Source organism: Lentzea sp. HUAS TT2, from assembly GCF_051853195.1.
Taxonomy (GTDB): Bacteria; Actinomycetota; Actinomycetes; order Mycobacteriales; family Pseudonocardiaceae; genus Lentzea.
In genome coordinates this window covers 1,891,409-1,914,602 of record NZ_CP196667.1, presented here as the reverse complement: position 1 = coordinate 1,914,602, position 23,194 = coordinate 1,891,409, and the positions used below count along the sequence as shown (strand labels likewise).

General features: G+C 69.8%; 26 protein-coding genes. 17 read left to right on the top strand and 9 right to left on the bottom strand.

What is annotated here, in order from left to right:
- Nucleotides 1-67 precede the first annotated feature (67 nt).
- Nucleotides 68-454 carry a hypothetical protein gene (locus ACSHWB_RS09350; RefSeq protein ID WP_439661690.1) on the top strand — a complete coding sequence of 129 codons (387 nt, stop codon included), beginning with the start codon at nt 68-70 and terminating at the stop codon, nt 452-454.
- A 59-nt stretch (nt 455-513) separates the two neighbouring features.
- Here ACSHWB_RS09350 and ACSHWB_RS09345 read toward each other — a convergent pair whose 3' ends face one another.
- On the bottom strand, nt 514-744 hold the full coding sequence (locus ACSHWB_RS09345; protein WP_439661689.1) for an acyl-CoA carboxylase subunit epsilon: 231 nt from the start codon (nt 742-744) through the stop codon (nt 514-516).
- Nucleotides 741-2,387 (bottom strand): acyl-CoA carboxylase subunit beta, encoded by a 1,647-nt coding sequence (locus ACSHWB_RS09340; protein WP_439661688.1) that lies wholly within the window; start codon nt 2,385-2,387, stop codon nt 741-743. The genes ACSHWB_RS09345 and ACSHWB_RS09340 overlap by 4 nt, the downstream gene beginning before the upstream one ends.
- 117 nt (nt 2,388-2,504) lie before the next feature.
- Between ACSHWB_RS09340 and ACSHWB_RS09335 the strand changes: the two genes are divergently transcribed.
- The 3 genes from ACSHWB_RS09335 to ACSHWB_RS09325 are packed head-to-tail and all read left to right on the top strand — an operon-like array spanning nt 2,505 to nt 4,762.
- Nucleotides 2,505-3,308 carry a biotin--[acetyl-CoA-carboxylase] ligase gene (locus ACSHWB_RS09335; RefSeq protein WP_439661687.1) on the top strand — a complete coding sequence of 268 codons (804 nt, stop codon included), beginning with the start codon at nt 2,505-2,507 and terminating at the stop codon, nt 3,306-3,308.
- A gap of 13 nt (nt 3,309-3,321) precedes the next feature.
- Nucleotides 3,322-3,846, top strand: coding sequence for a PH domain-containing protein (locus tag ACSHWB_RS09330; RefSeq protein ID WP_439661686.1), 525 nt, complete (start codon nt 3,322-3,324; stop codon nt 3,844-3,846).
- Nucleotides 3,833-4,762, top strand: a complete 930-nt coding sequence (locus ACSHWB_RS09325) for a hydroxymethylglutaryl-CoA lyase (protein ID WP_439661685.1) — start codon at nt 3,833-3,835, stop codon at nt 4,760-4,762. The genes ACSHWB_RS09330 and ACSHWB_RS09325 overlap by 14 nt, the downstream gene beginning before the upstream one ends.
- Nucleotides 4,763-4,804: 42 nt before the next feature.
- Here ACSHWB_RS09325 and ACSHWB_RS09320 read toward each other — a convergent pair whose 3' ends face one another.
- Nucleotides 4,805-5,242 carry a MaoC family dehydratase gene (locus ACSHWB_RS09320; protein ID WP_439661684.1) on the bottom strand — a complete coding sequence of 146 codons (438 nt, stop codon included), beginning with the start codon at nt 5,240-5,242 and terminating at the stop codon, nt 4,805-4,807.
- A 96-nt stretch (nt 5,243-5,338) separates the two neighbouring features.
- On the opposite strand from ACSHWB_RS09320, the gene ACSHWB_RS09315 reads away from it, so the two are divergent.
- Genes ACSHWB_RS09315 through ACSHWB_RS09300 form a run of 4 tightly spaced genes read left to right on the top strand, consistent with a single transcriptional unit; the run spans nt 5,339 to nt 8,988 of the window.
- Complete coding sequence (locus ACSHWB_RS09315) at nt 5,339-5,827, top strand: YbaB/EbfC family nucleoid-associated protein (RefSeq protein ID WP_439661683.1); 489 nt, start codon at nt 5,339-5,341, stop codon at nt 5,825-5,827.
- Complete coding sequence (locus tag ACSHWB_RS09310) at nt 5,824-6,138, top strand: WXG100 family type VII secretion target (RefSeq protein ID WP_439661682.1); 315 nt, start codon at nt 5,824-5,826, stop codon at nt 6,136-6,138. Before ACSHWB_RS09315 ends, ACSHWB_RS09310 begins: the two co-directional genes overlap by 4 nt.
- Before the next feature lies 1 nt (nt 6,139).
- The gene (locus ACSHWB_RS09305; protein WP_439661681.1) at nt 6,140-8,737 is read left to right on the top strand and encodes a TNT domain-containing protein; all 2,598 of its coding nucleotides are present in this window, start codon (nt 6,140-6,142) and stop codon (nt 8,735-8,737) included.
- Complete coding sequence (locus ACSHWB_RS09300; RefSeq protein WP_439661680.1) at nt 8,734-8,988, top strand: hypothetical protein; 255 nt, start codon at nt 8,734-8,736, stop codon at nt 8,986-8,988. Before ACSHWB_RS09305 ends, ACSHWB_RS09300 begins: the two co-directional genes overlap by 4 nt.
- On the opposite strand, the gene hisN is transcribed toward ACSHWB_RS09300, so the two are convergent.
- A complete protein-coding gene (hisN, locus tag ACSHWB_RS09295) occupies nt 8,969-9,748 on the bottom strand; it encodes a histidinol-phosphatase (protein ID WP_439661679.1) in 780 nt (259 codons plus the stop codon). The two genes, ACSHWB_RS09300 and hisN, sit on opposite strands and share 20 nt — an antisense overlap.
- A 32-nt stretch (nt 9,749-9,780) precedes the next feature.
- Here hisN and ACSHWB_RS09290 point away from each other — a divergent pair, with 32 nt between their 5' ends.
- The gene (locus ACSHWB_RS09290; RefSeq protein WP_439661678.1) at nt 9,781-10,455 is read left to right on the top strand and encodes a response regulator transcription factor; all 675 of its coding nucleotides are present in this window, start codon (nt 9,781-9,783) and stop codon (nt 10,453-10,455) included.
- Nucleotides 10,455-11,729: an ATP-binding protein gene (locus ACSHWB_RS09285; protein ID WP_439661677.1), complete on the top strand. Its 1,275-nt coding sequence runs from the start codon at nt 10,455-10,457 to the stop codon at nt 11,727-11,729. Before ACSHWB_RS09290 ends, ACSHWB_RS09285 begins: the two co-directional genes overlap by 1 nt.
- On the opposite strand, the gene ACSHWB_RS09280 is transcribed toward ACSHWB_RS09285, so the two are convergent.
- The 3 genes from ACSHWB_RS09280 to ACSHWB_RS09270 all read right to left on the bottom strand — a co-directional run bounded on the left by ACSHWB_RS09280 (nt 11,726) and on the right by ACSHWB_RS09270 (nt 15,120).
- The gene (locus tag ACSHWB_RS09280) at nt 11,726-12,241 is read right to left on the bottom strand and encodes a GtrA family protein (protein ID WP_439664552.1); all 516 of its coding nucleotides are present in this window, start codon (nt 12,239-12,241) and stop codon (nt 11,726-11,728) included. The two genes, ACSHWB_RS09285 and ACSHWB_RS09280, sit on opposite strands and share 4 nt — an antisense overlap.
- Entirely contained in the window at nt 12,189-12,788 is a 600-nt protein-coding gene (locus ACSHWB_RS09275; RefSeq protein ID WP_439664551.1) for a GtrA family protein, read from the bottom strand. The genes ACSHWB_RS09280 and ACSHWB_RS09275 overlap by 53 nt, the downstream gene beginning before the upstream one ends.
- Before the next feature lie 112 nt (nt 12,789-12,900).
- The gene (locus ACSHWB_RS09270) at nt 12,901-15,120 is read right to left on the bottom strand and encodes a sigma-70 family RNA polymerase sigma factor (RefSeq protein WP_439661676.1); all 2,220 of its coding nucleotides are present in this window, start codon (nt 15,118-15,120) and stop codon (nt 12,901-12,903) included.
- A gap of 142 nt (nt 15,121-15,262) precedes the next feature.
- Between ACSHWB_RS09270 and ACSHWB_RS09265 the strand changes: the two genes are divergently transcribed.
- From ACSHWB_RS09265 to ACSHWB_RS09235, 7 genes are all read left to right on the top strand, one after another.
- Entirely contained in the window at nt 15,263-16,030 is a 768-nt protein-coding gene (locus ACSHWB_RS09265; RefSeq protein WP_439661675.1) for a GGDEF domain-containing protein, read from the top strand.
- A gap of 113 nt (nt 16,031-16,143) precedes the next feature.
- Nucleotides 16,144-16,524 (top strand): GntR family transcriptional regulator, encoded by a 381-nt coding sequence (locus tag ACSHWB_RS09260; protein ID WP_439661674.1) that lies wholly within the window; start codon nt 16,144-16,146, stop codon nt 16,522-16,524.
- Entirely contained in the window at nt 16,521-17,315 is a 795-nt protein-coding gene (locus tag ACSHWB_RS09255) for an ABC transporter ATP-binding protein (protein WP_439661673.1), read from the top strand. The genes ACSHWB_RS09260 and ACSHWB_RS09255 overlap by 4 nt, the downstream gene beginning before the upstream one ends.
- On the top strand, nt 17,312-18,403 hold the full coding sequence (locus tag ACSHWB_RS09250; RefSeq protein ID WP_439661672.1) for a hypothetical protein: 1,092 nt from the start codon (nt 17,312-17,314) through the stop codon (nt 18,401-18,403). Before ACSHWB_RS09255 ends, ACSHWB_RS09250 begins: the two co-directional genes overlap by 4 nt.
- A gap of 33 nt (nt 18,404-18,436) precedes the next feature.
- On the top strand, nt 18,437-19,633 hold the full coding sequence (locus tag ACSHWB_RS09245) for a 5-(carboxyamino)imidazole ribonucleotide synthase (protein ID WP_439661671.1): 1,197 nt from the start codon (nt 18,437-18,439) through the stop codon (nt 19,631-19,633).
- Nucleotides 19,630-20,118, top strand: coding sequence for a 5-(carboxyamino)imidazole ribonucleotide mutase (purE, locus tag ACSHWB_RS09240; RefSeq protein WP_439661670.1), 489 nt, complete (start codon nt 19,630-19,632; stop codon nt 20,116-20,118). The genes ACSHWB_RS09245 and purE overlap by 4 nt, the downstream gene beginning before the upstream one ends.
- A 78-nt stretch (nt 20,119-20,196) precedes the next feature.
- Entirely contained in the window at nt 20,197-21,360 is a 1,164-nt protein-coding gene (locus ACSHWB_RS09235; protein ID WP_439661669.1) for an acyl-CoA dehydrogenase, read from the top strand.
- Here the strand turns inward: ACSHWB_RS09235 and ACSHWB_RS09230 are convergent.
- On the bottom strand, nt 21,357-21,980 hold the full coding sequence (locus ACSHWB_RS09230) for a hypothetical protein (RefSeq protein ID WP_439661668.1): 624 nt from the start codon (nt 21,978-21,980) through the stop codon (nt 21,357-21,359). The two genes, ACSHWB_RS09235 and ACSHWB_RS09230, sit on opposite strands and share 4 nt — an antisense overlap.
- 66 nt (nt 21,981-22,046) lie before the next feature.
- Nucleotides 22,047-22,811 carry a GntR family transcriptional regulator gene (locus ACSHWB_RS09225; protein WP_439661667.1) on the bottom strand — a complete coding sequence of 255 codons (765 nt, stop codon included), beginning with the start codon at nt 22,809-22,811 and terminating at the stop codon, nt 22,047-22,049.
- Between the last annotated feature and the right edge of the window lie 383 nt (nt 22,812-23,194).

Genomic DNA, 23,194 nt, shown 5'->3' with positions numbered 1-23,194 from the left:
GTTCGCACGGTCCGTTTGAGTAGTACTGCTGATGCGCGATCACCTCTTCAGTCGGCACTCTCGCAGAGTGAAGCGCTGGGTGCTTGTCCTCACCGAACGCGGCTCCGATCGCGAAGGCAGGCGCAGACGGATCGCGGCACTGCTCGTCGTGCTCGGCGGGCTCATTGGATCACTCGGAGTTGGAAGCGTGCTCGCGAGTGACCCGATCGGCTACGGAGTACCCGTCTGGCCGTTCGCCGACACCGTCGACCGCGCGGAGAACGCGCTGCTCACGTCGGTCGTGCCCGCGGTGCGCGGAAACCTGCCCCTCGACCAGGCAGGCGTTGAGGTGCTGCGCAGGACCTCGGCCTACGGCAGCGCGTTCTGGACCCTGAAGCTGGAGGTCGACGGCGAGACCCGCTGTCGCGAGGTCGCCGTCGGCCTGAACGTCACCAGCCGCCGCATCCCCTGCTGACTCGTCGCACGCGGGGACCTTTCGTACCGACATGCAGTACGAAAGGTCCCCGCGTGCGGTCAAGCAGGGGGGAGACCTGAGGCGCGCCAGGCGCCTGGCCCGTGCTGGAGAGGCCTGCGGACCCGGCGTGCCGGGTTCGCCCACTCCGAACGCCGCTTCGGCTGCTCCTGCGCCGGGGCGGCCGAGGCCAGCCCGGCGATGACGGCGGCCAGCGCCGCCAGCTGGTGGTCGTCCGGAGTGCCCTTGACGATCTTCAGCAGTGGCTGGGGGTTCTCCTCCGGCGCGGTCACAGCGGGATGTTCCCGTGCTTCTTGGGCGGCAGCGTCTCCCGCTTGTCCTTCAGCATCGCCAGCGCCCGCGCCACGTAACCGCGGGTGTAGGACGGCGGGATCACCGAGTCGACGTAGCCGCGCTCGGCCGCGACGTACGGGTTGCACAGCGCGTCCTCGTACTCCTGCTGGAGCTTCGCACGCAGTGCGTCGACGTCCTCGCCGTTCTGCCCGGCCGCGGCGAGCGTCTTGCGGTGCACGATGTTCGCCGCGCCGGACGCGCCCATGACGGCGATCTGCGCGGTCGGCCACGCGAGGTTGATGTCCGCGCCGAGGTGCTTGGAGCCCATGACGTCGTACGCGCCGCCGTACGCCTTGCGCGTGATGACGGTGACGAGCGGGACGGTGGCCTCGGCGTAGGCGTAGATCAGCTTGGCGCCGCGCCGGATGATGCCGTTCCACTCCTGGTCGGTGCCGGGCAGGAAGCCGGGCACGTCGACGAACGTGAGCACCGGGATGTTGAACGCGTCGCAGGTGCGCACGAACCGCGCGGCCTTCTCGGAGGCGTCGATGTCGAGGCAGCCCGCGAACTGCGTGGGCTGGTTCGCGACGACACCGACGCTGTTGCCGTCCACGCGGCCGAAGCCGACGAGGATGTTCGGCGCGAACAGCGGCTGCACCTCGAGGAAGTCGCCGTCGTCGAGCACGCGGTTGATGACCTCGTGCATGTCGTACGGCTGGTTCGCCGAGTCCGGGATGAGCGTGTCGAGCTCGCGGTCGGAGTCGGTGATCGAGTCGGAGATCGACCCCTCGGCCAGCGTGCCCTCGAACGCGGGCGAGTCGCTGAGGTTGTTCGACGGCAGGTAGCTCAGGAGCTCCTTGACGTACGCGATCGCGTCCTCCTCGTCGCTGCCGAGGTAGTGCGCGTTGCCGGACTTGGTGTTGTGCGTGCGACCGCCGCCCAGCTCCTCCATCGTGACGTCCTCACCGGTGACGGTCTTGATGACGTCGGGGCCGGTGATGAACATGTGCGAGGTCTGGTCGACCATCACCACGAAGTCGGTCAGCGCGGGGGAGTAGACGTGCCCGCCCGCGTTCGAGCCCATGATCAGCGAGATCTGCGGGATCACGCCGGAGGCCTTGACGTTGCGGGAGAAGATCTCGCCGTAGAGGCCGAGCGAGACGACGCCCTCCTGGATGCGCGCGCCGCCGCCCTCGTTGATGCCGACGATCGGCCGGCCGGTCTTGATGGCCAGGTCCATGATCTTGACGATCTTCTCGCCGTACACCTCGCCGAGCGAGCCGCCGAAGACCGTGACGTCCTGGGAGAACACGCACACCGGACGGCCGTCGACGGTGCCGTAGCCCGTCACGACGCCGTCGCCGTACGGGCGGTTGCGCTCCTGGCCGAAGTTCGTCGAGCGGTGCCGCGCCAGCTCGTCCAGTTCGACGAACGAACCGGGGTCGAGCAGGAGGTCGATGCGCTCGCGGGCTGTCTTCTTGCCCTTCGCGTGCTGCTTTTCGACCGCGCGTTCCGAGCCGGCGTGAACCGCCTCGTCGTTGCGCCGGTAGAGGTCAACGAGCTTGCCCGCGGTGGTGTGGACGTCCGGGACGCCTGAAGCGTCGGCTGGGACGTGCCCGATCGGCTCGGTCGCACTGCTCATGGGCTCGCAGCCTAACGAGACCATTGCTGAACTGCCTCGTGCAGTTGTCCAGGTCACGGCAATCTGTTGGTCACCTCTCAACGCACGTACTCTCTTCCGTTCCAATAGCCTGGCGCGATGACCACCGCACTCGACGCCGAAGAGCTGCGCTCACGGCTTGTCGCCCCCAACGGCCCGTACGCCGCCCTCGACGTCGTCGAGACCACCGCGTCGACGAACGCGGACCTGGCAGGCTCCGGCGCCGCGGATCGCACCGTGCTGATCGCGCTCGAGCAGAGCGCGGGCCAGGGCCGTCGCGGCCGCTCCTGGTCGTCGCCAGAGGGTGGGCTCTACCTGAGCGTGCTGTTCCGTCCGGCCGGCGTGCCCGCCGCGCGGCTGCCGTGGCTGAACCTGATCGCCGGACTCGCCCTGGCGCGCGTCGCCTCCTCGGTCGGTGTCGAGGCGACGTTGAAGTGGCCGAACGACCTGCTGCTCGGCGCGGACGCGGGCAAGGGCGCCGGCATCCTGTCCGAGATCACCGCCGACGGCTCCGTCGTGGTCGGCATCGGCCTGAACGTGGCGAAGCTGCCCGCCGACGTCGAGCCCGCGCCGGGTGGCCTCGCCCCGACGTCGCTGGAGGACCAGGGCGCCGCCGAACTGGACCGCGGCGAGCTCGCGTTCCGGCTGCTGGTCGAACTGGCCGGCCTGGAAGGCGTGTGGCGCAAGAACGACGGCGACGCGGTCGAGTCCGGCCTGCTGGAGGAGTACCAGGAGCACTCGTCGACCCTCGGCTCGACCGTCCGCGTCGAACTCTCCGGCGGCGTTCAGCTTTCCGGGGTGGCGCAGCGCATCGAGCCCGACGGCACGCTCGTCGTGCGCGGGGCCGACGGGGTGGACCACGGCGTGTCCGCAGGTGACGTGGTGCATTTGCGCCCGGCGTAGTTAGGGTTGCTCCATGGCCTATCCCGACGACCTGCTGAGCTCCGGCGAGCACGTCGTGATCCACAAGCACCCCCACTGGAAGATGCTGATCTTCCCGGTGTTCTGGCTGCTGGTGGTGGTCGCGCTCGGCACCTATCTGGCGGGTCTCGTCGGGGACCAGTCGTGGGCGGGGATCGCGTGGATCGCCCTCGCCGTGATCGGCGTGGTGCTGGTCCTGTGGCTGACGGTCGCGCCGGTCGTGCGCTGGCGGACGACGCACTTCATCATCACGTCGGACCGCGTGATGTACCGCGAGGGCGTGTTCAAGCGCACAGGCCTCGACATCCCTTTGGCTCGTGTGAACAGCGTCCGCTTCGAGCACAGTCTGATGGACCGCGTGCTCGGCTGCGGCACCCTGATCATCGAGTCGGCCTCGGACGAGCCGCTCGAGTTCGACGACATCCCGTCCGTGGAGAAGGTGCACACGATGTTGTACCGAGAGGTCAACGACAACCCTGACGACGACTTCCTGCCTGGAGTGGTCGATGGGCGCGCGTGAGGTCGGGCTCCCGGATGTTGTCGGCTCCGGGGGTTTGCCCGCCGCCGTGACCATCTGGGAGGTCGGGGCTCGGGACGGGCTGCAGAACGAGTCCGTTGTGGTGCCTGTCGCGGTGAAGCTGGAGTTCTTGTCGCGGTTGGCTTCTGCTGGGCTGTCCGTTTTGGAGGCCACTTCGTTCGTGCACCCCAAGTGGGTGCCTCAGCTGGCTGATGCTGCTGAGTTGCTGGGTGGGTTGGAGCATCGTCCTGGGGTTGTCTACCCCGTGCTGGTGCCGAACGAGCGTGGGTTGGATCGGGCGCTCGAGGCCGGGGTCACGCACATTGCGATCTTCGCTTCGGCTACGGAGACGTTTGCTGCTCGGAACTTGAACCGGTCGTTGGAGTCTCAGTTCGAGATGTTCGAGCCGACTGTTTCCCGGGCCCTGGCTGCCGGGTTGGATGTTCGCGGGTACGTGTCGATGTGCTTCGGGGACCCGTGGGAGGGGCCGGTGGCCCGGTCCCAGGTTGTGGCCGTGGGCGAGAGGTTGCTGGAGATGGGGTGCTCGCAGCTGTCGCTGGGGGACACCATCGGGGTGGCCACGCCGGGGCAGGTCGAGGCGTTGATCGGCGGGTTCGGGGACGTTTCCCGGCTGGCCGTGCACTTTCACGACACCTATGGGCAGGCGTTGTCCAACACCCTTGCGGCTTTGCGGTGCGGGGTCACGACTGTGGACTCGTCGGCTGGTGGGCTGGGTGGGTGTCCGTACGCGGAGTCCGCTACCGGGAACCTCGCCACCGAGGACCTGGTGTGGATGTTGGACGGGCTGGGGATCGAGACCGGGGTCGACCTGGACAAGCTGGTCGAGACCTCGGTGTGGATGGCCGAGCAGTTGGGGCGGCCTTCGCCTTCCCGGGTTGTTCGGGCGTTGAGCAAGTAGCCGCCTTCGGCGGGTGCGCTCGTTTCGTAGGTGGTCGCTTGATCAGTCGCGTGCCGTGAACATGCCCGTCGCGATGAACTTGAAGACCATGTCCTCGCCCTTGTGCGCCGTCCCCGCGAACTCCACCAACCCCAGCTCCGGCCGCTTCTTCGACCGGCGGGCCGTCAGCACCTCGGCGGCGAACGTCAGCGTGTCACCGGGGTAGACCGGGGCCAGCCACGAGAGTTCCTTGCCGCCCGGCGAGCCCTGCGAGGTGGAGTCGGCGAGGACGACGTCCACCCAGCGGCGCATCCAGAGGGACGCCGTGTACCAGCCTGAGGCGGACAAACCGCCGAAAATCGAGTTCTTGCCCGCTTCCTCGTCCAGGTGGAACGGTTGCGGGTCGAACTTCTTCGCGAAGTCCAGCATGTCGTCCCGGTCGACGGTCAGCTCTCCGAGCGGGATGATGCGGCCTGCGGGCAGATCCTCGAAGGCGATCATCTCGTTGATTCTAGTAACTCAATCCGCTGGGAACCGATCTATGGGCGACGGCGTCCTAGAGCCCGAGCCCAGGGCTATGCGTGTGAGGGGGACTCGGTGGACGACCACCGTGCGCAGGTCGAGGAGTTGCTCGCCGACTATCGGCGCAGCCGTGAGCAGCTGGCCGGTGTCCAGCGCGAGCTGGCCGCTGTGTCCGGGCAGGCTTCCAGTCCTGACGGGACGGTCGTGGCGACCGTCGGGTCCGGCGGGAAGCTCGTGGCGCTCGAGCTCTCCGAGATGGCCTATCGCAGGCATCGGCCCGAGCAGTTGGCCGAGTTGATCGTGCGGACTGTCGCTGCTGCTGCGGCCAGTGCTGCTGAGGACACTTATCAGGCGTTGAGTGCTGTGTTGCCCTCCGCCACGGATCCTGCCGCGTTGGTGGCCGGGACCGCTGATCTGATGCCCTCGGAGTACGCGGCGGGCGACGAGTACGAGACCGTGGATCTGGGGCAGCAGGGTGTTCGTCGTCGTGTTGACGACGACGAGGACAACGAGCAGCGGGAGAGCTGGCTCGACTCCGAGCTCATCGACAGGAGGGTCCGATGACCGGGTACTCGGCCGACCTCGAGCGGTTGGACGCCGGGGCGCGTGAGCTCAAGGGGTTCGCCGGGCAGGCCACCGAGATCGCGGGGTCGCTCGAACGGGCGCTGGCCGCTTTCGGTGCCTGTTGGGGCGACGATGCGGTCGGGCGGAGTTTTGCCGCCTCGCACGAGAAGCCTGCTGGTGACGCGAACGGGGCGTTGTCCGGGCTTGCCTCGACGTTGGGGGACGTGAGCGACAAGCTCGCGGCCACGGCGTCGACGTACCGGCACGTTGAGGAGAGCAACGCGTCCGCGATGAGAAGGTTGGACGGCTGACATGGGCATCGAGCTTCCCGCCGAACTCGCCGCCGTCGCGGCCAAGGCCGGTGTCTCGTGGCCCAAGGCCGACGAGGACGCCATGCGGTCCAGCGCCACTGCCTGGCGCGAGGCCGGCGACAAGATCAAGAGTTTGGGCACCTCGTCCGACGGGGCCGCGTCCCGTGCGCTGCACGGCGTGTCCGGCGCTACCGGGGACGCCGCGCGTGGTCGATGGGCCAAGGTCGTGGCTCCTGACGGCGACTTCCACCGGGCTGCCCGCGGGTGTCATGCCGCCGCTGACCGGCTCGACCACGCCGCCAAGCAGGTGGGGGCGGCCAAGGTCGAGATCGTGCGCGAGCTGGTGACGCTCGCCAAGAACAACGACGCCGCGACGGCGTCTGCGAGTGCCGGCAACCCCAACGCGCTGCTCGGGCTGGACACGTTGACGAAGGGGGCCGCGGCCAACGTCGCGAACCTCCAGAACACGTTGAGCTCCGCCATCCGGCTGGACAGCGGCATCGACATGAGCCAGAGCACGCCGCCCGTCAACACCGCGCCCGGCTCCCACGGGGCCGGCGGTGGCGGTGGGCTGCTGAACCTCGTCGGTGGTGCGGTCGCACCGGTGGCGGGCGTTGTCGCTCCCGTCGTCGAGCCCGTTGCCGCTGTGGTCGCGCCGGTGACTGAGGCGGTGGCACCCGTTGTGGGTGCGGTGACGGCTCCGGTCGCGCCTGTTGTCGGAGCTGTGACGGCACCGCTGGCGCCTGTTGTCGGTGCTGTCACTGAGGTTGCCGCGCCGGTCCTTGACGCTGCCGCGCCCGTGACCGCGCCTGCTGCCGCTGTGGTGGCGCCGGTGCTGGACGCGGTGCCTGGTGGTCGTGACGCCGCCGGTCCGGTGTTCGACGGTCGTGGTGACGGCGACGGTCCCCGTGGTGACAACCAGGGCCAGGGGCCTGGGAACGGGCACGGTCGTGGCGGCGAGGGCAAGGGCGGTTTTGTGACCGGCATCGTCGCGGACGCCGGTCATGCGGTCGGACAGGTCGTCGCGCCCGTCGCGCAGCCGGTGGCCGACGTGATCCCGAGCGTTCAGGGCCACCTCGGACCCGTTGCCGACAACACGACGCAGGCCTCCGGTGCCGTGCTCGACCCGCCGATGGTGCGCGGGTCTGAAATGCCCGGTCAGGCTCCTTCCGCACCTCAGGCCGCGGCACCCGCCGCGCCGGCCGCACCCGCGGGTCCGGCGATGGCTGCTCCGGCCGGTGGGCCGATCGGTGGCGCCGTGGGTGCTGTCGGCGGTGCCGTGGGTGGCGCTGTCGGTGGTGTTCCGGCTGCGGCCTCCCAGGTCGGTGCCGTGGTGGGACAGCAGGGCCCGCAGGCGCCCGGCCAGCAGGGACAGGCTGGGCAGGCCGCTCAGCAGTCCCAGCAGGCCGCCAAGGCCACGGAGGCGAAAGCCGCCGAGGCGAAGGCAGCGGAAGCCAAGGTCGGCGAGGCCAAGGCCGGCGAGGCGAAGCTGGGCGACGCGAAGGCGGGGTCGCAGGCGGTGGCCGGCAAGACCGGCATGCCCGGCGCCGTGCCCGCCACCGCACAGCCCACCCAGTTCGGCGGCCAGGCCGGTACCCAGTCGAGCCAGGTGCAGGGGCCGGGGCAGAGCCAGTCCGGCACGCACACCTCGGCCCAGAGCTCGCAGGGTCCGGTGACGGCCAAGGACGCCGCCGCCAAGGACCTGTCCAAGGACGCCGCGGAGGCGTTGCTGGACGGCGACCTCGCGACCGTGGACGAACGCGGCGAGCGGCAGGTCGGCGACACCATCGCCACCCCGGCCGCGCCGGGTGCCGACGTCGACCTCGGCGCCGGGACCACGACCTCGGGGCCGCTGGCGACCGTCGACTCCGGCGGTCACCCCGGCTCGCACGCGCTCAGCGACCGCCTCGACAACCGGGTCGAGGCCCTGGGCGACCCCGGCCTCGCCGGCGAGATCCTCGGCCACACCTACACGGCGGCTGCGGCCGGAAGCTGGTTCATGGCCGTCTTCCTGAGTGCGGGACGGGCTCCGCGCCTGGCCCCGAAGCCCGCCCGTCAGCTCCCGCCGCCCCCGCAGGTGCAGGAGCAGGTCGTGCCGAGGTTCGCCCCGGACGACCACCCGCAGGCGGTCGACCTCTCCTCCGCGACGCCGTCGGTCCCGTCAGAGGGCCTCGGCAAGGATCACCCGATCGTGCAGGAGCTGCTGGAGGGCCACGACCCGCTCGCGGGCATGCACGAACGCGACTGGGAGAGCCTGTTCCAGCACGAGGACGGCACCCCGCGCTGGCCGGCCGAACGCGAGGGCGGCTACGAGGACAGCCGGCCGGAGGTCCTGGAGGCAGGCGCCGAACTGGACAGGTTCGGAACCCCGGAAGGCCGCGTCCTGAGCGCGGCGGGCACCCCGTTCGCCCAGCGTTCGCTGCCACCCCAGGCGGCGGAGGAGGGCTACCGGCGGTACCGCGTCGTCAGGGACCTGCCCGTCCACCGCACGATCAGCGCACCCTGGTTCGGACAGCCCGGCGGTGGCAGCCGGTACCGCACCACCTACCCCGTCGCGGACCTCGTCGCGCTCGGCTACCTCACGGAGATCACCGCATGAACGTCGAGTCGCTGCCCGAGTGGCTGACCAGGATCGGCGTGCCGGACGACGTCGTCAGCATCGGCGAGGAGGCGGAGGGGCGCTGGTGCCTGCTCGCCGACGAGACCGGGCACGAGGTCTTCTGGCAGGAGCAGGGCAACCGCTACGACTGGGCCCGGTTCGACGACGAGAGCGTGGCGTGCCACTACCTCTTCGGCCGGCTGGCCTGGGCCCAGGTCGCGCGCGGAAGTCTCAGCGTGCCAACAGCTTGAGCGCGGGCTCGTGCAGGTGGCCGTTCGACGTCAGCACGCTGCCGCCGTCGTAGCGCTCCTCGCCGTCGAGCGAGGTGAAACGGCCACCTGCCTCGGGCACCAGCACCTGGAACGGGGCGATGTCCCACGGGTTCGCCACGCACTCCGGTGCGAGGTCGATGGCGCCCTCGGCGACCAGGCAGTGCTGGTAGAAGTCGCCGAACGCGCGGCTCTCCCAGGTCGCGTCCACGAGCCGCAACCACGCCTCACGTGAGTGGTACTCCACCCACGACTTGATGTCCGTCGTGGACACGTAGGCGTCTTCGAGAGAGCGCACACCGGACACGGAGATGGCGCGCTCACCGGAGGCGTCGGACGCGAACGCGCCACCGCCCGCAGCAGCCCACCAACGGCGGCCCATGGCGGGCGCGGACACGACACCCACGACCGGCACGCCGTCCTCGACCAGGGCGATCAGCGTCGCCCAGATCGGCACGCCGCGCAGGAAGTTCTTGGTGCCGTCGATCGGGTCGAGCACCCAGACGCGCGCCGCGTCCAGCGTGCCGCCGCGTTCCTCGCCCATGACGACGTCGTCGGGGCGTTCGGCGGCCAGCACGGCGCGGACCGCGTCCTCCACCGCGACGTCGGCATCGGTGACGGGCGTGCGGTCCGGCTTGCGCTCCACGGCGAGGTCGTGGGCGCGGAACCGGGTCGCGGTGATCGCGTCGGCGGCGTCGGCGAGGCGGAGGGCGAGTTCGAGATCAGCATCGTGGCGTGACACGCGGCGATCGTTCCACGAATACGCTGGGGCCCGTGAGCGTGGTGTTGCTGGCCGAGGACGACCCGGCCATCGCCGAACCGCTTTCCCGCGCTTTGACGCGGGAGGGCTATTCGGTGCAGGTCGTCAGTGACGGGCCAAGTGCCTTCGAAGCCGCCATCGCCGGGGGAATCGACCTCCTGGTGCTGGATCTCGGCCTGCCGGGGATGGACGGACTGGAGGTGTGCCGCCGGCTTCGGCAGAGCGGCAGGAGCGTGCCCGTGCTGATGCTCACCGCGCGAGCGGACGAGGTCGACTTCGTGGTCGGGCTCGACGCGGGCGCGGACGACTACGTGGCCAAGCCGTTCCGGCTGGCCGAGCTGATGGCCCGCATCCGGGCTCTGCTGCGCCGCCGTGCACCGGGGACGCTGGAGGTCAACGGCGTGCGCGTCGACCTGGCCGCCCGCCGCGTCACGGTCGACGGCGGCGAGATCCAGCTGGCGAACAAGGAGTTCGAGCTGCTCAAAGTGCTGATCCAGCGCGCGGGGCAGGTCGTGAGCCGCGACGAGATCCTGTCCGAGGTCTGGAACGACCCGGACCTCAAGGGCAGCAAGACGCTCGACATGCACATGTCGTGGTTGCGCAGGAAGCTCAGCGACGGCACGCCGAACTCCGCGGAGAAGCGCATCGCGACCGTCCGCGGCCGCGGCTTCCGCTTCAACGCCGACTAGTGCGCCGCCGGATCCTGCGGGCGATCCTGCTCGCCGTCGCCGTCACGGGGATCGTGCTCGGTCTTCCCCTCGGCTACACCGCGCTGCAGCTCGTCGAGGACACGGCCCGCGGCGACCTGAGCGAGAGCGCCCAGCGGATCGCGACGACGTTCGACGACCAGCTCGCCAAGCAGCAGAGCCTCGACGTCGAGGCCGTCCGGATCGCCATCCCGACCGACGGCCGCCTCACGGTCACGTCGTCGGGCAGCACCAGCACCACCGGCCCCTCGCCGGGGGACGACCCGCTGACCGTCGAGCTGCCGATCGCGCAGCAGGGCACCGTCCGCCTGGAGATCCCGTCCGGGCCGATGCACACGCAGCAGGCCCAGGTGGCAGGCCTGGTGCTGCTCCTGCTGGCGCTCTCGGTGGGTACGGGCACCGTCGTGGCCCTGGTGACGGCGCAAACGCTTGCCAAACCGCTGGGGCACGTGGCCGCCCGCGCCTCCAGACTGGGCGCAGGCGACTTCCGCGCGGACGAACAGCGCTACAACATCCAGGAGCTCGACGCCGTCTCCGAGGCCCTCGACACCTCCGCCACGGCACTGGCGAGGCTCGTCCAGCGTGAACGCGAGCTCGTCGGCGACGTCTCCCACCAGCTCCGCAGCCGTCTCACGGCGCTTCAGCTACGTCTGGAGGCCCTCGCGGAGCACCCGGAACCGGAGACGGCCGCTGAGGCCCGAGCGGCCCTGGAACAGGCAGAACGCCTCGCCGCCGTGCTCGACGAGCTGCTCGCGGCGGCCCGTGCGGCCCGAGCCGTCGGCGCCGAACCGCTGGAGCTGCGGCCCGCGCTGACCCTGATCGCCGACGAGTGGCGTGAGCAGGTCAGGAGCCAGGGCAGGGCGTTGCGCGTCCGCGTCCCGGACGGCCTGCTGGCCCGCGCCACCCCCGCCCGCCTGCGCGAGGCCATCGGGGTGCTGCTGGACAACGCCCTGCGCCACGGCGAGGGATCGGTGGTCGTCTCCGCGCGCAGCGAGGAGGGCACGGTCGTCGTGGAGGTCAGCGACGGCGGAGCGGGTGTGCCGGACGACCTCGCGGCGCACATCTTCGAACGCGGCGTCTCCGGCGGTGGCTCGACCGGTGTGGGGCTGGCGCTGGCACGGGCGCTGGTCGACGCGGACGGCGGCAGGCTGGAGCTGTCCACGGCGCGGCCGGCGACGTTCGCCGTGTTCCTGCCGGTGCCGAAGGCGCAGGACGTGGTGGGCATCTCCTGGAAGACGCCGAACACACCGCGTTAGCTGTGGCCGAGCTCCTTCTCGTCGTCGATCGACCGGCTGTTGCGGGCGTTCTCCTCGGGGAAGACCCAGTTCTTGTAGCCGTACCACCGGAACGCCATCGCGATGAGCGTGCCGACGATCTGCGCGCTAAGGAAGTCCGAGATCTCCTCGGTGAGCCGCGACACGTGCGGTTCCTGGAGGTGGAACGCGTATCGCGCGATGTACAGCGGTGCCGAGTTCAGCACGATGCCGATGCCGTTGACCAGGAAGAACAGCAACGCCTCGTGGTGACGCTCGCGCCCGCCACGGGTGCGGAACGACCACTCCCTGTTCAGGATGTACGACACGATCGTGGCGACGAGCGTCGCGATGATCTTCGCCGTCACCGGGTTGTTCGGCAGGACCACGGTCTTGATCCCGAAGAACAGGACCGTGTCGATCACGAAGCAGGTGCCCCCGACCAGGGCGAACTTGACTAGTTCACGATGCTTCAGCGCGATCGACCGAATCGGTTCCGGGAACCGCGAGACCACTGTTTCGGCTAGGGACACGCGACGAGTCTACGGAGATCGGGTGAACGCGCCGGTCCGGTCGCGCGTCGGCGTCCGGGAAGACCCAGCGCCGCATCGCCCAGAACTTGAAGCCGGTGGCCAGCAGCATGCCGATGATCGAGCCGGAGACGAAGTCCGCGACCTCCTCGGTCAGCACCGAGACGAACGGGGCCTGCAGGCCGAAGAGGTGCCGCGAGAGCCACAGCGGCAGGATGTTGATACCCACACCGAGGCCGCTGACCAGGAAGAACAGGGCCGCTTCGTGGTGACGTTCGCGGCCGCCGCGGGTGTGGAAGGACCACTCGCGGGACAGCACGTACGAGGCGATGATCGCCACCAGCACGCCGATGACCTTCGCCGTGACGACCTTGTCGGTCAGCACGGTGAGCTTGAGCGCGTACCAGACGCCGTTGTCGATGAGGAACGTCGTGCCACCGACCAGGGCGAACCTGATCATCTCGCGGTGCTTGTGCAACAGGAACTGAAGCGGCTCTGGCATCCGGCTCATGGCGCGGCGAACGACTGGCAGCACCGGATCAGCGTACTGATCAAGGTAACGACGCCGGCCTCCGGGTGTTACATTCCGCCACCCTGAGGCGCGTGACCAGCACGTTCAGTGACGATCAAAGATCAACTTTTGATCAACTTCGCGGTGGTTCGCAGGACGGCTGCCCCAGCAGACCGCCGATCAGCCCAGGCAGCAGGCCGCTCGGTTCGCACGGTTCCTCCCGCGTCGGGGGCGTGGTCGACGGCGGTGTCGTCGGAGGCACTGACGGCTCCGTCGAGGACGGCGGCGACACGTCCGGGGTCGTCGTCTCCACCGGTTCGGTCGGCTTCGTCGGGACGGTCGGAGTGCCCGGCTTCGTCGGCTCGGTCGGCTGCGTCGGCCTGGTCGGCTGCGTGGTCGTGGTCGTCGGCGGCACCGTCGTGGTGGTCGTCGGCGGGTTCGGCGGTTCCTCGCCCGGCGGCTTCTCCGGCCAGCCCTTGAGCGGCACGGTCACGGACTTCGTCGCGTTGCCCAGCGTGGCCGTGACGCTGACGTTGCCGCCCTTGCGCCCGAACGCCCAGAAGGACATCCGGTACCGGTCGCCCTTGTCCAGGTCGGCGATGCAGCGGATCGACGTCTTGCTCGTCTGCGCGCACTGGCGGTACGGCGCGAAGATCACCAGGTCGTCGGTCGAGGAGATGTCCAGCTTCAGCGTGCCCGCGCGCGGGCCGTTGTTGCGCACCCCGACGTCCGCACGCGGGTGGTGCCACCACACGTCCTGCCACGTCTTCACGGTGAGGTCGATGTCGTCGTTCACCGGCGGCACGTTGACCTCGACGCTGATGTCGACGGAGATCGACGTGCCCGCGCTGATGACGCCCGTGATCCTGCCGGGCACCGCGCTGTCGGTCGCGCGCAGCTGGAAGCGGAACGTCGCCTGCCCGCCCGGTGCGATGCCCTGCGGCGTCACGCACGTGATCGTGCCGGTGCCCGCGGGGCAGTTCACGATCTGCTCCGCCGCGCCGTCCGGCTGCAGCAGGCGCGCGGCGCCGAACCCGGCAGGGGCGCCGGTCGACACGACGCCGGGAGGCAGGTTCAGCACCATGCTCGCGGGCGGTGCCGCGGTGCCACCGGTGTTCCGGATGGTGATCGGGAAGTCCTTGGGCTCCTCGCCCGGCGTCAGCGTGTACCCGCTCGGCGTCGTCGGCGTGAGCAACGGCGGTGCGGGCGCGGGCGGCTCGGGGGCCGGGGGTTCGGGAGCAGGGGCCGGCGCCGGCGGGGTCACCGAGGGCGGCGGCTCCGTGGTGGTGGTCGTCGGCGGTTCCGTCGTGGGGGTCGGGGCAGGCGGCACGGGCGCGGGCGGGACCGGCCGCGGCGTCTGGACCTGCGTCTGCGCGGGAGGCGGCTGGACGGCCTGGACCGCGGGCGCCTGCTGTTCGCCACCGGCGGCGGCCAGCGCGATCGCCACGGCGGCGGCCACGGCGGCAGCGGAGCCACCCACGGTCACCAGCTGACGGGGGATCGCGGCACCCACGGCGCCCGCGCCGCCCGCGGCCGCTCCGGCACCGACGACGGCCGTCGTCGTTCCGGCGGCCACCAGGTACGTCGTGGCACCGATGCCCAGCACCAGCGGGGCGACGAAGATCCGCAGCGCGCCGTTGACGTCCGCGAGCTCGGCGGCCAGCGCACGGCACCGCCCGCACTCGTCGAGGTGCGCCTCGACCTGGGTCGCCTCGCGCTTGGACAGGCCCGCGCGGGTCCAGGCGCCGAGCCGGTCGACCGTCGCGCGGCAGCGTTCGGCCTCCGTGTCGGCCAGGTGCATCTGCAGGTACTGCTGCTTGAGGCCCTCACGGGCGCGGTAGGCGAGCGCGGACACGCCGTTGGCCGTCAGCCCGAGCAGCGGGGCGACCTCGGCGGGCGACTGGCCCTCGATCTCGGTGTGCCAGAGCACCATCTGCCAGCGCTCGGGCAGTGCGGCGAACGCGCGGGCGGCCATCGACTTCTCGAGTCCGGCCACCGCGGTGTCGCTGAACTGCACGGCCGGCGCGACGTCGGTCATGTCCTCGGTGAGGTCGACCTTCTTGTCGCGGCGCGTCTTGTCGTACGCGGTGTGTCGCAGCGCCGTGAGCAGGTACGCGCGGAACGCCGAGTCGGGGCCGCGGCCACCGCGGAGCGTGTCCAGCACCTTCGCGAACGCCTCGGAGACGAGGTCGTCGGCCTCCGCCTGGGAGCGGGCCAGCTGGCGGGCGAGGTTGTAGGCCGCCGAGACGTGGCGTTCGTACAACTGGCCGTAGGCGTCGATGGTCCCACCGCGCACGGACTCGATGAGTTCCGCGTCGCTGGGCCCCTGGACGTCTGCAGGAACGATTGCCACAGTCTTCGTTTCCCTCCCTCGCGGCGCTCAGTGTGACTTACGGCGTGTGGAGGAGTCATCTCAATCCCCCGCGCGGGTTGCGTCACGAATCAGCGACGGACGCGTCTCCCACCTGGAATCGGGCGAACTGAAGGGAGACCGGGTGGGTGTCGCACAAGCGGAACGCCTGCTGAAGTCGAGGTGGCGGACCGCCACCATGGCTGCCGGCTGGGCGTTCCCCGCAGACTGGCCGCTCGCCGAGGTCGACGAGGTGTGCGCGGCGATGCTGGACGACGCCGACCCCGGCGACGCGCTGGTGCGGCTCGGCCGCGCCCGTGCCGAGGCGGGGGCGGGCCTGAGCGAGACGCTGCTGGACCTGGCCGCGCTGCACGCCGTGCTGACCGAGATGTCGCACATGGTGTCGCCGGACGTCGACGCGCTCCCTTCCCGGATGGTGCGCATGACAGCGCTGGGTTGGGCGGACGTCGTGACGAAGCAGGCGGGCGAGTGCTCGGCCGAGGACCCGTTGACGGGGCTCGCGACCGCCGCCTACCTGCGGACGCGGCTGGGCGAGGTGTACCGGGAGACCCCGGTCGCGCCGCTCGACTACGCCCTCGTCCTGCTGCGGCTCGACGTGCACCGCGCCACGGGCTGGTCCCGTGTCGTCGCGATGACGCTCGTGTCCGACGCGCTGCGCACCGTTTTCGACGGTGGCGAGACGGTGGCGACCCTCGGTCCGTGCGTGGCCGCGGTGCTGGTCAGACGCGATGGGCTGCTGGCGCGAAGAGTCTCGAACCTGCGGGTCCTGGCGGCCGACCGGCTCGCCGACGACCCCAACGTCCGGCCGGTCGGACCCGCCAAGGTCTGGGTCGAGCAGTTGCCGGACACGCACGCCGAGGCGCGTGCACTCCTCACCTCGCTCGGGCGCTGAACCCCCTGTCCCGCGCCCAGCGGATCTCCCCGTTTCCCCACCGGGGGTCTCTTCACAGCACGCTCAGAAGTGTTCTATTGTCCTAGTCCACTAGAACAATCTGGGGAGCGTGCGTGGTCGAGTTCCACGTTGACCGCGGCAGTGGCTATCCCGCGTACCTGCAGCTAGGGCAGCAGGTCAGGGAGGCTCTGAGGCTCGGCTGGTTGCAGCCGGGTGATCGCCTGCCGACGGTCCGCGACGTCGTCGCCACGAGTGGCGTGAACGCGAACACCGTGCTCAAGGCCTACCGCGAGCTCGAGCTCGCCGGCCTCGTCGAAGCCCGCCAGGGCTCCGGCACCTTCGTCAAAGCGTCCTTGGGGTCCGCCGCCCCCGAGGACCTGGACCCGTTGCGCGTCAAGCTCGCCGCATGGGTCGCGGAGGCACGCTCCGCCGGGTTGGAGGACGAGGACATCTACGCGCTGATGCGCGAAGTGCTGAGTGGGGGAGCGCAATGAGCGTGGTTGCGGCCGAAGTGTCGAAGTGGGCGTTACGAGACGTCTCCTTCGAGCTGCCGCCGGGCAGCGTCACCGCGATGGTGGGAGCCAACGGCTCCGGCAAGACGACGCTGCTCAACGTCCTGGCAGGGCACCTGATGCCCGAGTCGGGCCGCACGGCGATCGCGGGCAGGGTGGCCTATGTGCCCCAGCACAAGCCCATGTACAAGTCGTTCAAGGTCTCGGACGTGCTGGAGTTCGGCCGCCGCATGAACACCGTCTGGGACCACGACCGGGCGAACCAGTGGCTCAACCGCTTCCGGATCCCGCGCAAGCTCCACGTCGAGGACCTGTCCGGTGGTGAGCGCACGCACGTGGTGCTCGCGCTGGCGCTGGGGTCCCGCCCCGACGTCCTGATGCTGGACGAGCCGCTGGCCGAACTCGATCCGCTGGCGCGCAGGAAGGTCATGCGGGAGTTGCTGACCGAGGTCAACGACAGGGGCACGACGCTGATCTTCTCCACGCACGCCGTGGGGGAGATCGCCGGTGTGGCCGACCGGTTGCTGGTGCTCTCGCGCGGCCGGCTGCTGGTGGACGGCGACGCCGACGAACTGCTGGAGGAACACGTCCTCTACACCGGTCCGCACGCCTCGAAGTCGCCCGTGGACGGGCACGTGGTGCTGGCGAAGCACGGCAGGGCGCAGTCGTCGTACCTGGTGAGGTCGGGCGGCACGCGGATCGACGAACCGTGGACGGCCCGGTACGTGACGCTGGAGGAACTGGTCGTGGCGCACCTGGAGCGTGACCTGTGAAGCTGAACTCGCTCATCTGGCTGACCTGGCGCCAGCACCGCTGGGCCATCTCCGGCCTTTCGGTCGTCGCGCTGATCGCCATCTGGAACCTGTGGTCGATCGAGGCGATCACGTTCGCCGAGTCCTTGATGCCGATCGGCGGCTTCTACGCGTTGATCGTGCAGGTCGGGTTCGGCGCGTTGGTCGGCGCGTTCTGGGGTGCCCCGCTGATCGCTCGCGAGCTGGAGGAACGCACCTACTTCGTGGCGTGGGGCCAGGACGTCACGCCCGTGCAGTGGTTGCGCGGCAAGCTGATCGTGCTCGGCGGCCTGGCCGTGCTGCTGGCGGCGCTCATCGGCGGCGGCGACGGCTACTTCGGTTCCGTGCGGACGTGGAACAGCTTCGAGGCCAACTCGCTCGTGCAGGTCGGTTACGCCGCGCTCGGGCTCTCGATCGGCGTGCTCATGGGTTTGCTGAGCAGGAACGTCGTGACGGCGATCGCGGTGACGACGGTGCTCTTCGTGGCCGTGCGCGTCGTCCTGTCCGTGTTCGTGCGTTCCTTCTACTGGCCACCGGCACGCGTGATCGCCCGTTGGGAGGACACGGCGGTAGTGCCCGAGCGAGGCCTGGAGCTCGGCCACGGCTACGCCGGGGCAGACCTGGAACCGGTGTCTTCCCTGGGCGCCTGCCTGACGGCCATCAACGAGACCAACTGCATGCGCCGTACGAACGCCGCCATCGGTACGTACGTCGAGTACCAGCCGATCGAGCGGATGGTGTGGTTCCAGATCGCCGAGTTCGTGGTGTGCGCGCTGATCACGGCGGCCCTGCTGTTCGTGGTCTTCCGGCTGATGAGCAACGGCGGTGGGTGGAAGCCCTCCCGTGCGCACCGCCGCCTCGGTCCGCCGGTGCCCGAGCCTCAGCCGGTCCCGGAGGCCGGTTCGCCGACCGAGACCGAGACCGAGGCCATGGCCGAGTCCGCGCCCGAGCCTGCGGTCGACGAGGCTCCTGACCCGGACTCCGATCCCGCACCCGGCCCTGACCCTGACCCCGACGCCGATCCCGCCCAGGTCACCCAGGAGAGCGCCACCGCCAAGACCGAGGGATAGCGTGCAAGAAGCCGCAGGTAGAATGCCTGAACCGTGGACTCTCGTACCCGTCTCCCCGTCGTCGGAATGATCGGCGGCGGGCAGCTCGCCCGCATGACGCACCAGGCCGCGATCCCCCTCGGGCAGTCGCTGCGCGTGCTCGCAGTCTCCGAGAACGACCCCGCCGCGCTCGTCGCGCGGGACGTGGTGCTCGGCACGCACACCGACCTGGACGCGTTGCGCGCGTTCGCGAAGGGCTGCGAGGTCGTCACGTTCGACCACGAGCACGTGCCGCAGGAGCACCTGCGCGCGCTGACCGCCGAGGGCGTGAAGGTGTACCCCGGTCCGGACGCGCTGCAGTTCGCGCAGGACAAGCTGAAGATGCGCGTGCGGCTGGCAGAGCTGGGGCTGCCGGTGCCGCCGTTCGCCGAGGTGCACGAGGTGCGCGACGTGCTGAAGTTCGGCGCCTCGAACGGCTGGCCGTGCGTGCTGAAGGCGATCCGCGGCGGTTACGACGGCCGTGGCGTGTGGATGCTGAACACCCCGCAGAGCGCCGAGCGCGTCGTGCCCGAGCTGCTGGAGTCCGGCACGCCGCTGATGGTCGAGCAGTGCGTGCCGATGCGTCGCGAGCTGGCGGCCGTCGTGGCGCGCTCGCCGTTCGGGCAGGGCGCGGCGTGGCCGGTCGTCGAGACCGTGCAGTCCGACGGCATCTGCGTCGAGGTCCTCGCACCCGCGCCCGCGCTGGACGGCTCCGCTGCCCAGGAGCTGGCGCTGAAGGTCGCCGACGCGCTGGGCGTCGTGGGCGTGCTGGCGGTCGAGCTGTTCGAGACCGCGGACGGCGTGGTCGTGAACGAGCTCGCGATGCGCCCGCACAACTCCGGCCACTGGTCGATCGAGGGCGCGCGCACGTCGCAGTTCGAACAGCACCTGCGCGCCGTCCTGGACTACCCGCTGGGCCGCACCGACCTGATGGCGCCGGCCGTCGTGATGGCGAACGTCCTCGGGGCGACCGATGTGCCCGCGATGGGCCCGGACGAGCGCGTGCACCACCTGTTCGCCCGGTTCCCGGACGCGCACGTGCACCTGTACGGCAAGGAGGAACGGCCGGGCCGCAAGGTCGGGCACGTGACGTTCCTCGGCAAGGACATGACCGAGGTCCGTCAGCGCGCGCGGCTCGCCGCGGACTGGCTGTCCACGGGCGTGTGGTCAGACGGCTACGACATCCACGGCGAGAAGCGGAGTGCGGAGTGACTCAGGTTGGCGTGATCATGGGCAGTGACTCGGACTGGCCGGTGATGAAGGCGGCCGCCGAAGCCCTCGCCGAGTTCGACGTGGAGTACGAGGTCAGCGTCGTCTCCGCGCACCGCACCGTGCAGCGCATGATCGACTACGCGAACTCCGCCGCGTCACGCGGTCTGCGCGCGATCATCGCGGGTGCCGGCGGCGCCGCCCACCTGCCCGGCATGGTCGCCTCCGCCACCGTGCTCCCGGTCATCGGCGTCCCCGTGCCGCTCAAGTACCTCGACGGCATGGACTCGCTGCTCTCGATCGTGCAGATGCCCGCGGGCATCCCGGTGGCGACCATGGCCATCGGCGGCGCCCGCAACGCGGGCCTGCTGGCCGTCCGGATCCTGGCCGCGTCCGACCCGGCCCTGCAGGAACGCATCGCGCGCTTCCAGTCAGAACTCGAGCAGCTCGTACTAGACAAGGACGCGGCCCTGCAGAAGTCCCTCTGAGTGCTCAACAGCACAGCAGCGCCCGACGTGAACGGGCGCTAACATCGTGCCGAGTACTCGCTACTGGGAGGTAACAAGGTGAACCCGAGCTTCGGCACCTATCAGCTCGCCGAGGAGCACGAGGCGCTGCGAGAGGCCGTCCGCTCGCTCGCCGAGAAGGAGATCAAGCCGTTCGCGGCCGAGGTCGACGAGAACGAGCGCTTCCCGGTAGAGGCACACAACGCACTGGTCAAGGCGGGCTTCGCGGCCGTCCACGTGCCAGATGACTACGACGGCCAGGGCGCGGACTCCGTGGCCACCTGCATCGTCATCGAGGAAGTGGCCCGCGTCTGCGCGTCGTCCTCGCTGATCCCGGCCGTGAACAAGCTCGGCACCATGCCGATCCTGCTCTCGGCCTCCGACGAGCTCAAGCAGCTCGTCATGCCGTCCATCGCCTCGGGCGAGGCCATGGCCTCCTACGCCCTGTCCGAGCGCGAGGCGGGCTCCGACACCGCGTCGATGCGGACCAGGGCTTTGCTGGACGGTGACCACTGGGTGCTCAACGGCACCAAGTGCTGGATCACCAACGCCGGCGAGTCCACCTGGTACACCGTCATGGCCGTGACGGACCCCAACGCGCCGAAGAAGTCCCAGGGCATCTCCGCGTTCGTCGTGCACAAGGACGACCCGGGCTTCTCCGTGGGCCCGAAGGAGCGCAAGCTCGGCATCAAGGGCTCGCCGACCCGCGAGATCTACTTCGAGAACTGCACGATCCCGGCCTCCCGGATCATCGGCGAGCCCGGCACGGGCCTGAAGACGGCCCTGAAGACGCTGGACCACACGCGCCCGACGATCGGCGCGCAGGCGGTCGGCATCGCACAGGGTGCCCTCGAAGCGGCGGTCGCGTACGTCAAGGACCGCAAGCAGTTCGGCAAGTCCATTTCGGACTTCCAGGGCGTCCAGTTCATGCTCGCCGACATGGCGATGAAGATCGAGGCGGCCCGCCACATGGTCTACGTGGCAGCGGCCAAGGCCGAGCGCGGCGAGCCGAACATCGGCTTCATCACCGCCGCGGCCAAGTGCTTCGCCTCCGACGTGGCCATGGAGGTCACGACGGACGCGGTGCAGCTGTTCGGCGGCGCCGGCTACACGCGTGACTTCCCGGTCGAGCGGATGATGCGCGACGCGAAGATCACGCAGATCTACGAGGGCACGAACCAGGTGCAGCGCGTGGTCATGTCGCGCGCGGTCCTGAACGGCTAGAGGCTTCGCGTCATCGTCCCGCTCAACTCTTCGAGCGGGACGATGACACAGCCACGCAGTTCGCGGATAAGCGCGGAGGCGACAACCCTTCTTGTCGCGGGATCGTCGTAGGCGAAGTTCCCGGCCGTAGCGGCTGTAGGTGCCAGCAAGCTCTGCTTGTAGAACACGCCACGCACGCCCGCAATCGGGCAGTCCCTCACACGAACCGTCACAGCTCCTCGTTGCAGCGCAGGACACATGCGCGCCGCGATGGGCACACACGGCAGGCATATCGGCGGCTCGACCGAAGCCATCCCCTCAGGCCACTGCTGCCAGTCGTCGCGGTAGTCCCGTTGAAGCCATAGGACGCCGTCGTCGTTTCGATCCGCCGGCCCGCCGCAAACCTGACACAGCAACAGTTCCATCGCACGCCGCTGCCGCAACGGGTGAACCCGAGCGAACTCGGGCTGTCCGACCTGATGGCGCAGGGTTGTCTGGCGCCACAGCACGCCGTGCCGATCGCGATCGCTCAGCAACTCGTTCGCGTATCCGATGCTGCGGTCGGGCTGCTCCACCAGCGCGCACGGCAGATCCTGCTCGGCACTCCACGCGGTGATGTATGGCGCGATCCTGCTCGACATGTCGCCACCTGTTCTGTACAGAACTCTCGCGACGCAGTGAAGCGCAGTTCTGTATAGAAGCGCAAGTCAGTCTTGAGACGTGAACTTGTACTCGAGGACGTACGCAGCCGAGTCGAGGACCATCTCGTTGACCTCAACCGCCTGGTCATCGGCCGTGTAAGCCGTCCGAACGATCAAGATCACCGGCGTGCCCTGCGTCAGATCGAGGGCCTGGCGCTCGGCGTCTCGCGGCATCCGGGAGCGCAGCTCTTCGCGGAACCTGACAGGTTCGTGCCCAAGCTCCTTGAGCCTGGCGTACGCGCCGCCATCACCAGTGTCGATCTCGGTGATCGCGGACCCCGCGACGAGTGCCGCCGGATAGTAGGACGTCGCCAGCTGCACCGGCTTGGCGTCGACCACGTACGTCCGCCGTCGGGTCACGACGTGGGTTCCGTCGTCCAAGTTCAGCACCGCCGAGACGTACACCGGCGGCAACTCGACATCAACGGTGACGCTCTCGGTACGCGGGCGTGTACCGACGTCCGTGGTCCAGATCGGGCGGCCAGATCCCCACGACGTGCTGGCTTGCAACCGGTCTGGCGTCACGCGCCTGATCGGCCTGAACTCGCGGACGAACGTTCCGGAGCCGCGCTTCGCGACGATCAGGCCTTCGTTCTTCAGCACGTCCAGCGCGCGGCGAGCGGTCGGCTGCTCGACACCGTATTGACTCGTGAGGTCGTTCTCGCCTGGAATTTTGCTGCCAGGAGGCAGCTCGCCGGAGTCGATCTGCCGCCGCAGGTCGTCCGCGATCTCGCGATAGCCAACCCGCCCAGGCTGGGCGTTGCCGGTCACGAGCTACCTCCTTACCGGCGTGGTCCTGTGATGCGACCAAGCTACAGGGAGCTTGATCAGCACTCGTCGAGCGAACCGGTCCCCAAGCGCGAAGTCCGCGACGGCAAATCCGCCGATCTCCGCGTGTACCGCCCCGGACCCGCTGCCGAACATCCGCATCCGCCAGCTGTCCACCACCAGCCCACCCGTGTGCGCGACCACTGCACCGAGCCTGCGAGTCCACGGCGATGCCGAGCGCGGCCGCACGCACCGGGTCAGACTCCAGCACCGTCACCCGATACGGCGACTCCGCTATGGACCGAGTCACCGTCTCCCACGCCGTTCTCTTTATGCAGGGGAGTCTCGCAGGCGTCACGGCCTCCGTCGCCGAACTTTGTGAGCCG

Excerpts from the sequence above, each read along its gene's own strand:
- ACSHWB_RS09255 (WP_439661673.1), top strand. The coding sequence starts at position 16,521 with ATGAGCGTGGTTGCGGCCGAAGTGTCGAAGTGGGCGTTACGAGACGTC.
- ACSHWB_RS09335 (WP_439661687.1), top strand. The coding sequence starts at position 2,505 with ATGACCACCGCACTCGACGCCGAAGAGCTGCGCTCACGGCTTGTCGCC.
- ACSHWB_RS09230 (WP_439661668.1), bottom strand. The coding sequence starts at position 21,980 with ATGTCGAGCAGGATCGCGCCATACATCACCGCGTGGAGTGCCGAGCAG.
- ACSHWB_RS09330 (WP_439661686.1), top strand. The coding sequence starts at position 3,322 with ATGGCCTATCCCGACGACCTGCTGAGCTCCGGCGAGCACGTCGTGATC.
- ACSHWB_RS09325 (WP_439661685.1), top strand. The coding sequence starts at position 3,833 with ATGGGCGCGCGTGAGGTCGGGCTCCCGGATGTTGTCGGCTCCGGGGGT.
- ACSHWB_RS09310 (WP_439661682.1), top strand. The coding sequence starts at position 5,824 with ATGACCGGGTACTCGGCCGACCTCGAGCGGTTGGACGCCGGGGCGCGT.
- ACSHWB_RS09320 (WP_439661684.1), bottom strand. The coding sequence starts at position 5,242 with ATGATCGCCTTCGAGGATCTGCCCGCAGGCCGCATCATCCCGCTCGGA.
- ACSHWB_RS09340 (WP_439661688.1), bottom strand. The coding sequence starts at position 2,387 with ATGAGCAGTGCGACCGAGCCGATCGGGCACGTCCCAGCCGACGCTTCA.
- ACSHWB_RS09305 (WP_439661681.1), top strand. The coding sequence starts at position 6,140 with ATGGGCATCGAGCTTCCCGCCGAACTCGCCGCCGTCGCGGCCAAGGCC.
- ACSHWB_RS09300 (WP_439661680.1), top strand. The coding sequence starts at position 8,734 with ATGAACGTCGAGTCGCTGCCCGAGTGGCTGACCAGGATCGGCGTGCCG.